At 43.3% G+C, this 13,872-nt stretch carries 13 protein-coding genes; 2 read left to right on the plus strand and 11 right to left on the minus strand.

All coding sequences use genetic code 11. The features are described 5' to 3' along the window. The first annotated feature begins 60 nt into the window (after positions 1-60). On the plus strand, positions 61-531 hold the full coding sequence (greA, locus tag QFZ77_RS28610) for a transcription elongation factor GreA (RefSeq protein WP_171647486.1): 471 nt from the start codon (positions 61-63) through the stop codon (positions 529-531). 93 nt (positions 532-624) lie between these two features. Here greA and murI read toward each other — a convergent pair whose 3' ends face one another. The 11 genes from murI to QFZ77_RS28665 all read right to left on the minus strand — a co-directional run bounded on the left by murI (position 625) and on the right by QFZ77_RS28665 (position 11,807). After that, the gene (murI, locus tag QFZ77_RS28615) at positions 625-1,398 is read right to left on the minus strand and encodes a glutamate racemase (protein WP_307444752.1); all 774 of its coding nucleotides are present in this window, start codon (positions 1,396-1,398) and stop codon (positions 625-627) included. Between the two features lie 30 nt (positions 1,399-1,428). After that, positions 1,429-2,211, minus strand: a complete 783-nt coding sequence (locus tag QFZ77_RS28620) for a Cof-type HAD-IIB family hydrolase (RefSeq protein ID WP_307449915.1) — start codon at positions 2,209-2,211, stop codon at positions 1,429-1,431. A 117-nt stretch (positions 2,212-2,328) separates the two neighbouring features. Continuing rightward, complete coding sequence (locus tag QFZ77_RS28625) at positions 2,329-2,859, minus strand: ATP-dependent Clp protease proteolytic subunit (protein WP_307444754.1); 531 nt, start codon at positions 2,857-2,859, stop codon at positions 2,329-2,331. Positions 2,860-3,030: 171 nt separating this feature from the next. Further along, positions 3,031-5,058: a methyl-accepting chemotaxis protein gene (locus QFZ77_RS28630; RefSeq protein ID WP_307444756.1), complete on the minus strand. Its 2,028-nt coding sequence runs from the start codon at positions 5,056-5,058 to the stop codon at positions 3,031-3,033. 216 nt (positions 5,059-5,274) lie between these two features. Then, positions 5,275-7,320, minus strand: coding sequence for an MASE4 domain-containing protein (locus QFZ77_RS28635; protein ID WP_307444758.1), 2,046 nt, complete (start codon positions 7,318-7,320; stop codon positions 5,275-5,277). 73 nt (positions 7,321-7,393) lie between these two features. Beyond that, positions 7,394-7,711, minus strand: coding sequence for an MGMT family protein (locus QFZ77_RS28640; RefSeq protein WP_307444759.1), 318 nt, complete (start codon positions 7,709-7,711; stop codon positions 7,394-7,396). Next, positions 7,708-8,787 carry a lactonase family protein gene (locus tag QFZ77_RS28645; RefSeq protein WP_307444762.1) on the minus strand — a complete coding sequence of 360 codons (1,080 nt, stop codon included), beginning with the start codon at positions 8,785-8,787 and terminating at the stop codon, positions 7,708-7,710. Before QFZ77_RS28645 ends, QFZ77_RS28640 begins: the two co-directional genes overlap by 4 nt. 77 nt (positions 8,788-8,864) lie before the next feature. Further along, complete coding sequence (locus tag QFZ77_RS28650; protein WP_307444764.1) at positions 8,865-8,999, minus strand: hypothetical protein; 135 nt, start codon at positions 8,997-8,999, stop codon at positions 8,865-8,867. Further along, positions 8,980-9,225 (minus strand): hypothetical protein, encoded by a 246-nt coding sequence (locus QFZ77_RS28655; RefSeq protein WP_307444766.1) that lies wholly within the window; start codon positions 9,223-9,225, stop codon positions 8,980-8,982. Before QFZ77_RS28655 ends, QFZ77_RS28650 begins: the two co-directional genes overlap by 20 nt. A gap of 64 nt (positions 9,226-9,289) precedes the next feature. Continuing rightward, positions 9,290-10,858: an L-glutamate gamma-semialdehyde dehydrogenase gene (gene pruA / locus QFZ77_RS28660; RefSeq protein WP_307444768.1), complete on the minus strand. Its 1,569-nt coding sequence runs from the start codon at positions 10,856-10,858 to the stop codon at positions 9,290-9,292. 34 nt (positions 10,859-10,892) lie between these two features. Further along, a complete protein-coding gene (locus tag QFZ77_RS28665; protein WP_307444770.1) occupies positions 10,893-11,807 on the minus strand; it encodes a proline dehydrogenase family protein in 915 nt (304 codons plus the stop codon). 226 nt (positions 11,808-12,033) lie between these two features. On the opposite strand from QFZ77_RS28665, the gene QFZ77_RS28670 reads away from it, so the two are divergent. Next, positions 12,034-13,755, plus strand: coding sequence for a sigma-54 interaction domain-containing protein (locus tag QFZ77_RS28670; RefSeq protein WP_307444772.1), 1,722 nt, complete (start codon positions 12,034-12,036; stop codon positions 13,753-13,755). The last annotated feature ends 117 nt before the right edge of the window (positions 13,756-13,872 follow it).

The raw sequence follows: 13,872 nt of genomic DNA on the forward strand, positions 1-13,872 counted from the left end.
CTTGCCTCAGTTACTTTAGTAGTATATCTAGTATCGAATGAATGAGGAGCTGCAAAAAATATGTCCAATGATGAAATTATTCTAACTCCAGAAGGATTACGTAGTTTAGAATTAGAGCTTGAAGATCTCAAAACCGTCAAACGCAAAGAACTAGCCAGCCGTATTAAAACAGCAATTAGCTATGGTGATCTCAAGGAAAACAGTGAGTACCATTCCGCCAAAAATGACCAATCTTTCATGGAAACCAGAATATTGACGATTGAAAGAATGCTGAAGAAAGCTAAAGTTGTTAAGAATATCGGCACATCCAAAGTTCAAGTTGGCTCTACCGTTATTCTCAATGATGTGGAATTTGCTGAGAAAATTGAGTATAAAATCGTCGGTACTCAGGAAGCCGATGTGAATGAAAATAAAATTTCCTATGAAAGTCCACTTGGCGTTTCCCTCATGGGCAAATCAGTTGGTGATGTGATTAGTGTGAATGCACCAATGGGTGTCATTAGCTATGAGCTGCTTGAAATCAGAGCGTAACCTAACGCAATCCTTCTACTAAACATAATAAAAGGCATTGTCATGCAGCGGCGGCTGCACGGCAATGCCTTTTTGACTTGTTCTCAAACCTTACTATCCAATAGCTTGAATGATTTCCAAGGCCTTTTCCATCTTCTGAATATAGGCTGTCTCATTGCTGGAACACATGAATTTGATGTTGGATTGTCCCTCGCCAAGTAATTGGTTCCGGTCCCTGAGCAGCTGTATCAACCGATTCACAGTACCCGCGCTTCCATCAACAATTTGGATGTGACTTGGCAGCATCTTTCTTAGAACGCCCCTATAAAAAGGGTAATGCGTGCATCCTAAAACGACTGTCCCATACATCCTAAGGTCAAAGGGCTCCAGCTTGGCATGAAAATAATCAGTGATTTGTTGACCCTCCACATTTAATTGTTCACAGAATTCAACCAATTCCGGCAGCGGCACCGAATCCACCATACCCATATCATCCATACGAGAAACTAGCTCTCTATATTTCGATTGCTTGAGCGTTAAAGGCGTAGCGAAAACGAGCACTCTTTTACCTGATGAACGATTCATTTCGAGGGCTGGCTTTACCGCGGGTTCCATGCCGATAATCGGCATCTCATAGGTTTTTCTTAATTCTGCAATGGCTATACTAGTTGCTGTGTTGCAAGCAATGACGAGGGCTTTGACCTCTTCTTTGATAATCATGTCTACGGATTTTTTGACAAAAGCAAGAACCTCCTCCTTCGATTTCGTCCCGTATGGAACATGAAGGGTATCCGCAAAATACAGAAAATCTTCATGAGGCAGTTGCTTCATGGCTTCGTGTAAGACAGTAATACCGCCTATCCCTGAATCAAAAAAAGCTATTCTCATTATCTTCACCCTGTATGTATTGTTTCTTTTCTATAGCAATCCTGCCGTAATAAGTCCGTTTCGAATGCCATCTTCATCTACATGTGTCGTTACATGATCGGCATATGGTAGTAAGTCTTTGTGAGAGTTCCCCATCGCGATACCGAATCCGACATACGAAAGCATCTCCATATCATTTAAGCCGTCCCCAAAAGCTACAGCATCTTCCGGCTTCAATCCAACAAGCTCCAAAAGCGCGGCGATCCCTTGGGCTTTCGAACCACCTGCAGGTAATACGTCTATCGCATGCTGATGCCAGCGAATCAACTTAAATTCCGATTGCAGTTCCTCGTACAAATGCTCATCCGTGTCTTCAATATGCAAGAAGATTTGATAAATATCGTTGGTTTTCCAGAAATCCGGGTCATACGCCGGCAAATCAACCTTCAATGAGGAAATAGATCCTACAACAAAAGGATGGTCGTTATCAGTATCCGTGAAGTAGTTGTGTTCCCCTTCGAATACGAGGGAATGCTTATGCTTTGCCGCCAATTTAACCAGCGCTTCTATGCTGCTCTTGGCGATAATCCGTCTGTAGAGCGGTTCACCTCGATAAACGGCATAGCCGCCGTTCAAGCATACATAGGAATCGATCCCAAGCTGCTCAGCCAAGGGCTTGATGAAGTAGGGAGCTCGTCCTGTTGCGATAACCGGTTCGATCCCCTGCCGCTTTAATTGTTGAATTGCAATTATCGTACTTGCAGGAACTTGTTTTTCTTCGTTAACTAATGTGCCGTCAATATCAAAAAATACAATTTTATACACGGTATGGATCTCCTTTTCATTAGGGGGCAGCACGGCTGCTCCTCTTCTCTCTATCTCTCAATTAAACACCAAAAGCAAAGAAAAAACAAAGAAAAAGAGAATCCCTCAGGCTTCTCTCCGCCATACCTATACAATTTCATCAATAATCCCAAATGATAAGGCCTCATCTGGACTCAGATACCAATTACGTTGATGCTCCTGAACACGATGCAGCTCGTCTGTATGCAGCTTCGTTTTCGATAAGATGTACTCATCATAAATGTTTTGCAGCCTCTGCGTTTCATCCACACGATTTTTCAAGTGTTCCAAATGACCGTCGATATGTGTAGATACAGAATGATACATGAATGTACTAAGTCGGCCGGCGTACCTCTTATGACCACTAACAGCGATTAGTAAACTCATGCTAGCAGCAAGTCCATACACGTATGTATGTACCGGCGTCTTACTGTTATCAATTACATTGATCAATCCTAGACCATCATAGACACTCCCACCATTACTGTTAATAATTAAGTCGATAGGCAGTCGCTTGAAGTCTTTTTCTTTCTTATCTTTGTCATCATCATATTGATTAATTCTCATGATTTGCTCGACTATGGTTTTCACAGAGCTTTTATTAATGCCATCGAATAGATATAAGGTCCTGTCATTCATAGCATGCCTCCTGTCCGTATGGCCTACTTATACGTTAGTCTATTCTCGTTTTATAGACTTTGTAACTCTTTTCCCTTTCTTTTCTGGATTTTTGGGCAAAACAAAAAGGCCAACCAGTTTCTGGTTGACCTCTCTATACCCTTTGCCAAGCTTGTATAAACGTTTGAAATATTAACGAGTTTTAAATCTAGCAAGCGATTCTTGCAGTTCTTGCGCCATATTGCTTAAATCTTCTGCTGAGGCAGATATTTCCTCCATGGTCGCATGCTGCTTCTTCGACCCTTCAGAAATGCCTTGTCCGTGGTCATAAGAGGCTTTGGTCATGTGCACAATTTCGCTCATAGACGCCGTTACTTCCTGAGTTCCAGCCGACATTTCCTGAGATGCGGCCGAGACTTCCTGGATTTGGTCGGAAATTTCTTGGAATGTCGAGGTAACACGGTTAAAGACCTGACCTGCCGCATCAATAAGCTCAGAACCTTTCTCTACGTCCAGTACACCTTTATTCATTGCTTGTACGGCTCTTGACGTCGAAGACTGCACTTCCCGAATCAAACTCGAAATATCGGCTGCAGAGGATGATGACTGTTCCGCCAGCTTCTTGACTTCGTTCGCTACCACCGCAAACCCGCGTCCTTGTTCGCCAGCGCGTGCGGCCTCAATAGAAGCATTGAGGGATAGCAGTTGGGTTTGGTTTGTAATTTCAGTAATGACCGACACAATTTCACCGATTTTTTGTGAGTACGATTCAAGTGCTCTTATATCATCTGCCGATTTCCCGACGGAATCATTAATGAACTTCATCTGTTCGACAGCCTGATTGATCGCAACGCGTCCTTGCTGAACTTCCTGCAGCGAAGCATGCGATGCTTCTGTCACGACCGATGAAGACTCTGCAATCCGTTGTACCCCAATAGTCATTTCCCCCATCGCGGTAGATGTCTGCTCCGCACCTTGCAGTTGGCCTTTACTCGCATTGAACACTTCTTGAATCGATTGGGCGATTGTAGTTGAAATGTCGACCGATTCCGCAGCGCAAGCCGTAAGCTCTTCCGATGAAGCGCCTAGCTGTTCCGCGGTGTATCTAGCCTTTCCGACAATGTCTGAGAAAGAATCGAGCATATGATTCATGTTATCGGCAAGTTGTCCGAGCTCGTCACTTCGCTTGATAGCAAGACGTGGAGTTAGGTCGCCCTCAGCCATCTTCTTCACTGCTTCCGTAATCGCAATAACTGGTTTTGTTGTTTTCGTCGAGACAATCAGTGCGAAAGCCGCTACTACGATAGTCGTAATCACAGTCAGCCATATCGATACTTGATTTGCTGTTTTTACCGAGCTATATACTTCCGCATTGACTAAATTCGTAACCAAGCGCCAGCCTGTTGATGGGATTGTATCAAAGCTAATTTCTGTAGCTACCCCATCCTCGCCAGTAAATTGAAACGTTCCTTTCGCTTCTTTCAAAACAGTCTCTTTAAACTTAGCTGCTTCCGACGGCGTAAATACATCCTCCATTTTTTTGCCTACTTTAGCTGCATCAGGATGGGTTAAGAGCATTCCGGAAGGAGACATTAAGTAACCGTAGCCTGTCTCTCCTATTTTTATCGTCTTTGTGTAGACGGTAAGATTATCCGTTGTTAATGGACAGAATAATCCACCAATATAGTTTTGCTTATCATCAAGCAGCGGGACAAATACAATGATGACATTTTTACCCGAAGCTTTGCTGACGAGCAAATCACTGCTGACAGGCAGCTTCGTCTGCTTGGCTTGCTTAACGTAATCGCGTTCACCTATAGGAATCTTTTGACCAGCTGAAGTAAGCGCAGTATCGTCTTTATTTGCATAAACATACTGTTCAACTTCTTTGTTGGCTTGTTCAAATTTCTTAAGCGTCTTCATAATTTCCTGTTCATTGCCACTCTTGAATTCGTCGAACTTTTGCATTTCTTTCAAAATCGCTATGTGCCGCTGAATGGAATAGTCAATTGCTGATACATTCGCTTTAACGATACTCTCTTCCTTGGAGTGAACCTCACCTGTCACTACATTCTTCAAATAGTAAGAAGAAAAAATAATACTAAACAGCATCGGTACTAACGCAATAACAAGAAACATGGCCGTCATTCTTGCTTTAAACGACTTAAATGAAAACTTTCTTACCCATCCTTTTACATTTGCTGTTCTCTGTGGCTTCATTCCTTATGACTCCTCCATTTGATCATTAATCTTTCAAGGGAATTCGATGTGCTTTGACAAATTCCTCTATATTTCGACATTAACGAAATGAGAGCACCTCTTGCCTTAAGGTATTAAAATAGATGGGTAGAAGCAACATTCAGGTACTACTAGAATGAAAAAAACATGCCAATCCGCGAGGTTTTCACGGTTTGAACATGCTCTTTTTTTACCCGACTATTCGGCATCTATTTCAACTAACTGCACTATAAAGATTGAGCCTTTGCCCAACTCCGTATCAACTACCACTTTCCCATGATGTGCTTCAATGATCTCCTTGACAATTGATAACCCTAGACCCGTTCCTCCGATTTTCCTGCGATCCGAATTATCGACACGATAAAATCTCGTAAACAGTTTATCCAAGGAATCCGCCGGAATGCCAAGACCATAATCTTGTATCTTGATTAACACTTTTCCGTTATCGGTTTCAACATAAATATCAATTTTCGTCGCACCCGGCGAATACTTAATCGCATTGGAGATCAAATTATGGAACACTTGCTTTAAACGGTCTTCGTCCCCTTGGACAAATATTCGCTCGGTTGCTGCATGCAGCTCAGCTTCATGATTGTCTTTCCCCTGCCACTGCTCAACGATTTCGCGGAGTAATAGAACCGCATCCAGAGATTGGAAGTGAAACTCTTGCCGGCCCGAATCCAGGCGCTGCAAATCAAGAAAATCGTTAATCAAATTCGATAACCGTAAAGATTCCTTATGAATCGTCTCGATATATTTGGCGCGCTTCTCTTCCGTCACTGCACGTGTTGCCAGGATTTCAATAAAACCCACAATCGAGGATAGTGGCGTCCGAATTTCATGAGAAATAATGCTAACGAACTCATTTTTCAGCTCATCAATTCGCTCTTCTTCAGTACGATCTCTGAATCCGACTAGATGTCCCCTGAGTGACCCTTCCATTTCACCTGAAATAGGATTGACATAGCATTCATAGTGCCTTGTTTCGCCTTTCAACGTCAATCTAGATACACGCTTACGAAAAGGCGGGATGGTTTGTCCGAAATAAGCGTCGATGAACTCATCAAAAGCAGCTTCTGAGGTTTTCATTCCTAGACAATAACTAGATATCCGTTCTCCGCTTTCGAGTTGACGTTCAAAGAAATGTTCCACTCGGCGATTCGTAAAGATAACCCGTCCTTCTGTATCACACATGATAATGGCTTCATGGCTGGATTCAAGCATCCGTTCAATAATATCGCTTTGTTCTGAAATCTTTCTCTCAGCCAGCTGGCTTTCACCAAGCAGCACCTTATATTTATCTTTACTATCCTTCACCTGCTGGAAGAGCTCTGTCATACTCAGATACATTTTGGTAAACTCATAAATCATTCCCGCAAGCACAATATTTGCACATACAAAGCTGTTCCACCTAGCCACATACCATCCCACACTGAAGCGCCCGCCGCCACAAAGAATAATCGCCACATCAAGCATTGAAGCCAGTATGGCTACACATAGCCAGGTCGAAGTAACCGTACTCGCTTTGGATCTTTTGTAATAGACAATTAATGTAAGTAAAGTAATGAAGACAATGGGCAGCCCAAGACCATATAGAAACAAGGGTGTTAGCTTACCTTGAGACAACACAATTGGCAGTTCATTTTTGAAATGCGTCGTGATATAAGTCAATCCTGTGATTAGTATAACGACACCAAGCAAGGTGTACAGACCTAATCTCTTAGCCTTACCAGCACTATAATTAACATTCGCATATTTCGATTCAATCATCATATAGAGGGCAATCGCTAGGGGAAATCCTGCGTGCAAGAACACGTATAGCCAAGCCGAAGTTTGCGTTCCTGCATGGAACAAGCCATTTTCAGCGAAAACACGAGGGAACGTGAGGATATAGACCAAACTCATACCACCGGAAAACAGATACAATGCAAACAGGACCAGTACCACCGGTGAGCGATTGATTTTGAATTGACTATAAATCACGTAAGCCGTAATTAATTCAAAACAAATAACCGTGGAAAAAATGGCCGGCTGATAGGCCTGCAGCTCAACCAACTGTATCCTTACAAACGGCACAGAAAGCAGTGAAATCAAAGCCACTATAGCCCCAATAATAAAAGCAAACCGCCGCTGTGAAGGATTTGAATGCATCGTTATTAAATTATATATCTTTGCTGATGAAGCTTGCTCTTGACTCATAACAACCTCCGTGAATTGATCTTCCTTTTTCACAAGATTCGACAAAGCTTAACTCCCTTCCTTCTTACAAAAAGCCTCACTTCTTCCAGTTGCAAGAAGTGAGGCTGCCTATGTAAACTCATGCTTCTTCTTTCATTTGAACCTGATAGTGCTCAAGGGAAATATACCGCTGATCCGTAATTATGACACCTTCAGCTTGCAGCAAAAAACTTTGCATATGGGATCCTTCATCATCCATGATGGCAATCTCTCCCTTTGCGTTAATGACTCTGTGCCAAGGAAGGCGATGCTTCTTGCTCATTGCATGCAAAATTCGTACGACTTGTCGAGCCGCCCTTGGGCTTCCAGCGAGCCTTGCAATCTGACCATAGGTCATGACTTTGCCCTCGGGGATACTCCGAATGATGTGAATAACTCGCTCCGTGAAAGGTGTCATTCTACACTAGCAAACTTGATACATACCGGTTTAGACACATTTAGTACACTTCCGGTTGGAACGAGCTTCCCGGATTGAGAGTCCCGTGAGAACGATACAATGTTATCCGAATCTTTGTTAGCTACGAGTAGAAATTGTCCATCCGGCGATATCGCAAAATTACGTGGATGCTTCCCTAACGTAGGCGCGTACTCCACCACTGTAAGCTTACCGGTTACTGGATCGATGGCGTACACGACAATGCTCTCGTGACCACGGTTAGATCCATATAAGAACTTTCCATCTGGAGAAACATGAATATCCGCGCAGGCATTTTCCCCTTCATAAGACTCCGGGAGTGTGGAAATCGTCTGGATTTCAGTCAGCTCTCCTCGTTCTTCCTCATAGCTGAATGCCGTAACTGTGGAGCCAAGTTCATTAATAACATAGCCAAAGGCATAGGACGGGTGGAAAGCAAAATGCCGCGGACCTGAACCAGGGGCTACCTGCACTTCATTATGAGGAATAAGCCGTTTGGCAGGGATATCGAGCTTGTAAAGCAGGATTTTATCCAAACCTAAATCACATACTCCGGCAAAACGATTCGTTCGATCTATGAAAACAGAATGAGCACGTGGTCTATCCTGCACCGATAGGACGCTTGCCCCCTGGTGCTGCTGGATATCAGCCGTTGTACCTAAACGGCCATCCGCTAACACAGGAGACAAACCTACCATACCCCCGTGATAACTGGCCACCATCACCACTTGGTTCGTATGATCCAATGTAATGTGGCACGTAGTTGAAGGTAGTGTGATCTCATTGTTCAGAAACGTTAATTCTCCTGTAGCTGAATTAATTTCATAAGAAGTTGCCGCTCCGCAGCGCTGCTGATTCACGTCAACACTCTCCGTTAACGCATATAATTTCCAATTGCTCGCATCCACAGTCAAGAAAGTCGGATTTTGCAAACCATTTACTTGATGAGTGACTTCCAAGCTTCCATTCTCTTCATCGTATTGGCAGGTGTATACCCCAGGATTATTCGAATCCGCATATGAACCTATAAAAGCTAACGTTTTTTTCTTCTTTTCCAAAAATGCCACTCCCATTCTTCTGTTATTGATATCAGCATTATCTCAAATCCTCTTCTAAGGAGCAACAAAACTTAAACTTACGTATGATATATCGGTTGAGGCGTGCTGCCGATCCCATAGAAAAACAAATGCACCATTTCCTCGATCAGCGTGTCTATATTCCCATGTATTTCGGCATAATCCAGCATAGTGTCAGCCTGGCTCGTCAACATTTGCATATACATCATGGGTGGATGTAGAAAGCGCCCCGGTGATTTCCCCATTTTTCTTGCCGTCTTCAATAAGTTGGATCACAAGCGGAACACCCTTGGTCATATATTCCTCTTTGAGAAAGTGCGCCATTTCCGGATCGTCGTGCCAGATTTGCTTCATGACCTGAAGACTGAACGTTCTGCGACCGATCTTAAAGGCACATCGTACTACCCTGTGTTTGCGCACCTCAGCTGTCGATCCTATAAAAAAAAGAAGGCCAGACTCATCGTCCGCCCTCTTCTTCTATTCATTATATTTTACGTGAAGTCAGCTTCGCTTGTGTGAGAAGCATGAGGTAGTCGTAACCGCCTGCTTTGGAATCCGTTCCTGACATATTGAAACCGCCGAAAGGATGTACACCCACCAATGCGCCTGTGCATTTGCGATTAATGTACAAGTTGCCGCAGTGAACAGTGTCTAATGCCTCAGAAATCCGCTCCTCATTCGTGGAGAAGTATGAGCCCGTTAAACCAAATTCCGTATCGTTGTACATCGCGATGGCTTCTTTCCAATCTTTCGCTTTAGCAATGGCCAAGACAGGTCCGAAAATCTCTTCCTGCATAACGCGCGCTTTGCCGCTTACATCACCGAACACAGTTGGCTGAATGTAGTAGCCATTCCCTTCAGCCTTATCGCCACCTGCAAGAAGCGTTCCTTCTGTTTTCCCAATTTCAATGTAATCTAAAATTTTATCATAGGAACCTTTATCAATGACAGGACCCGCTGCGAAATTGTGTTCAGGCAAGCCGCTTTGCAGCTGGTTCGTTAGAGTAACTACTTTATCTACAACTATGTCGTAAACTGATTCAACAATGATAGCACGTGAACCAGCCGAGCATTTCTGCCCTTGAAAACCGAAGGCTGAAGCCACTATCGCAGCTGCAGCCGCGTCAAGATCCGCTGTTTCGTCCACGACAATACCGTCTTTGCCGCCCATTTCCGCAATCACACGCTTGATCCAAATTTGACCAGGCGCCACGTCCGCGGCCAGCTTATTGATGCGCAAACCAATCTCCTTGGAGCCGGTAAAGCTAATGAAACGAGTCTTCGGATGTGTCGTTAAATAGTCTCCAACTTCCGCACCGCTTCCTGGAATGAAATTAATTACTCCAGCAGGAAGTCCAACTTCCTCCATAAGAGCCACGAATTTGTGAGCAATAACAGGCGTGGTTGAAGCTGGCTTCAGCAAAACGGTATTCCCAGAAACAACCGCCGCAATGGTCATACCTACACAAATCGCTAGTGGAAAATTCCATGGCGGGATAATAACGCCGACGCCTAAGGGGATATAACTAATTTGGTTGTTTTCACCGGGAATTTTAACTAATGGCTGCGTCTCGTTGATTTGGCTCAAACGAATCATTTCGCGCGCGTAGAACTCGATGAAGTCAATCGCTTCTGCGGTATCTACATCCGCTTCTACGTAGTTTTTACCTGACTCCAGAATCATCAACGCTGAGAATTCATGCTTACGATCACGCATTAGCGCAGCAGCTTTAAATAAATACTCCGCGCGCTCTCTTGCAGGAACCTTTTTCCAAGTTTCGAATGTTTCGAGGGCAACGTTCATCGCTTTTTCAGCAAGCTTCTGATCCGCTTTACTAACGTATCCAATGATTTCATCTACATTCCCTGGGTTAATCGATGTGATTTTAGCCTCTGTTACTACTTTCTCATTACCGATATATAGCGGGTATTCGCGCCCCAGCTCATTTTTCACTTTGGCAATAGCAGCTTGCATCGCCTTCACATTTTCCTCTAGACCAAAATTAGTAAATGGCTCATTAGCATACGCACTAACCTTCGTAAATGTATTCATCTTATTGCTCCTCTCCGAATGGAAAACTTGGGTGTTATTTAAACATATTTTTCAGAACAAACCAGACATTCGCTGGGCGCTCTGCTAACCTTCTCATGAAATATCCGAACCAATCTACACCGTAAGGGACATAGACACGAACCCGATATCCTTCTTTTACTAATTGCTTTTGCAAATCTTCACAAATCCCGTAAAGCATTTGGAATTCAAATTGTTCTATGGAGATACGATTTGAGCTTACAAATTCTTTCGTAAAATGAATAATCGCCTCATCATGACTTGCAATAGCTGTATAATGACCGTTCAGAAGATGTTTTTGAATGATTTTTTTGTAATTTTCATCTACCGCGCTTTTTTCTGGAAAAGCAACTTGCGGAGATTCCTTATAAGCACCTTTCACCAGGCGCAAATTGGCTCCGAATGCATGTAAATCATCGATATCCTGCATGGTCCGGAACAAATAAGCTTGAATGACGATTCCTACGTTGTCATATTCTTGTCGAAGCTCTCGATAAATATCGAGTGAGATTTGACAATGCGCATAATCCTCCATATCAATTCGCACGAAATTTCCATGCTGACGAGCGCGATCAAGAATTCGTTTCATGTTATTTACACAAAGCTCTCTGCTGATATCTAGCCCAAGTGAAGTCATTTTAAGCGAAAGATTGGATTTGACGCCTGAACTAGCAATCGCATCTAGCGTTTGAATACACATGGCTGCTGATTCCAACGCTTCTTCTTCACTAAAGACGAACTCACCCAAATGATCCAGAGTCGCTACACGGCCATCTTGATTAAGCCCGCGCACAGCTTCGATGGATTGCTGGGTGGTCTCTCCTGCTACAAAACGCGCTGCACCAAAGCGTAAACCATACTTTTTGGCTAATCGATTAGCAGTTCGGCTTTTGCCTAATGATTGAAACATATTTTTCATGATGTGTTCCATCTGTTGTTCCTCCAAAGGAATTATACAATAGTGTAAAATTAATAATCTTATTATACACTTTAATTTAAAATTTGAACACTATTTGTTTATTTTCATATTTTTCTTATTGTTGAACAGTTTTTATTTCTATACCTTTATCATACTCACCAACTCGGCTTCCTGTGTTGAATGTCCCTCGCTTTCATGGTAAATTTAAACCAAATAAATGGTACAAATGAGGTCAATTATGTTCATTAATGAACACTTTCCATTGAACAGCTCTATTATCACACTCCATGTTGAAACAACGCTTGAAGAGCTTTCTTCCTATTTAAACAATGGAACGGCTGTTATCTCCCATTGTTATGATGAAATTTGTTTATTTACACCGGAAGATTTAGGCCTTATGACGGCCTTTTCCGCTAAAAACATCCAGGAATTAGTAGAGAGCAGCAAGCACTTTGTATCCGCGATTATCACTGTGGACGAAAACATCCCTTTGCCGCTTGTGCCTCAACGAACAAATCGACCGTTACTTTTTAAAGATAAGGATGGGACCATCGGGGGATATTCCGTTTTATCCACGTATCTCAATTTCGCCCTTTCCGAGCTGCAAAAGTGGTCTGCCTATTTCAATACACTCGCGGATACCGTCACCGATGCTGTCACGGTCGTTGATCGAGCCGGCGCTGTGATTTGCTGGAATTCCGTCGCTGAGGAGCTCTATCATCTTCCGGCAGCAGATATTTTGGGCAAACGCATTGGCGAGCATTTTGATATCGAAACACTGATGGTCCTGAAAATTTTGGACGAAGGCCGGATGATTCGTAATACCTACCACCGTCCTCGGCTTGACACCCACGTCCTTATTAATGCGTCACCGATCAGAGATGCTCATGGGCATATTATTGGAGGCATTGCGACCGAGCAGGATATCACTCAATTGGTACGATTGAACGAACAATTAACAACAGTTGATTCCTTCGGATTACCACAAAAAGATCAAGCTGAAGACCTCTTTACCTTAATCAAAGGAAAAGGACCTGCTATCGGTAAAGTCATCCAGTGGGCCAAGAAGGTGGCAGCAACAGAAACACCCGTCCTCCTGATTGGAGAATCGGGTGTTGGCAAAGAGCAGCTTGCTCATATTATCCATCAGTCGAGTTCAAGATCCGAGCAGCCTTACTTGACAATCAATTGCGGCATCGTTCCTGCAGGTTTATTAGAAGCCGAATTATTTGGCTATCAAGGGGGGGCCTTCTCTGGAAGTGATAGTGGACAAGCTGGTAAGTTGGAGCTAGCCAAAGACGGCACCTTGTTTATTAATGAAATCGAGAAGCTTCCATTAGAGCTTCAAGCTAAGCTTTATCATTACATTACACAGCAAACGATCGTTCGCTCTGGAGGAAGTCAACCTATTAGCGTGCGTACCCGAATCATTATCGCAACTACACAAGATTTAGCCAGTAAGCTAGTCAATCAAGAATTCCGCTCGGATCTTTACTATGCACTTAATGTGATTTCCATTCGGATTCCGCCTTTACGGGATAGAACCGAAGACATTCCTGCGATGGTCCAAATGTATCTCAAGCAATTTTCACTGCAATACCAGAAGCCCGTTCCAACACTTTCGCCAGAGGTCATCTTGGCTTTGACCAATTATTCATGGCCAGGGAACATCCAAGAATTGAAAAATGTCATCGAGCGATGCATCATTCTTAATGATGAAGACCTGATCACCTTGGAGCATTTGCCAATCACTTTACAGGAGCAGCAACCTAGTCTGACTTCTTCAGAAGCAGATTCTACAGCGATTTCATTAAAAGCGAAGGTGTCTGATGTGGAAGAAATCCATCTGATTGAAGAAGCTCTGTCCAAAACAGCAGGCAATAAAAGCGCAGCAGCTAAACTACTTGGCATCTCCCGCGGTACACTTTACAACAAGATGAAGGAATATCAGCTGGAGTGACATGATTTGAAGAACGTCCCTTCCGAGTATTTAGAGGACACCGAAAAAGGATCATGAATTCTACCCAAGTAGAATTCATGATCCTTTTATATGTGTAAGGAGTAATCGGATGGTCCT

The organism is Paenibacillus sp. V4I3 (genome assembly GCF_030817215.1).
Lineage (GTDB): Bacteria > Bacillota > Bacilli > Paenibacillales > NBRC-103111 > Paenibacillus_E.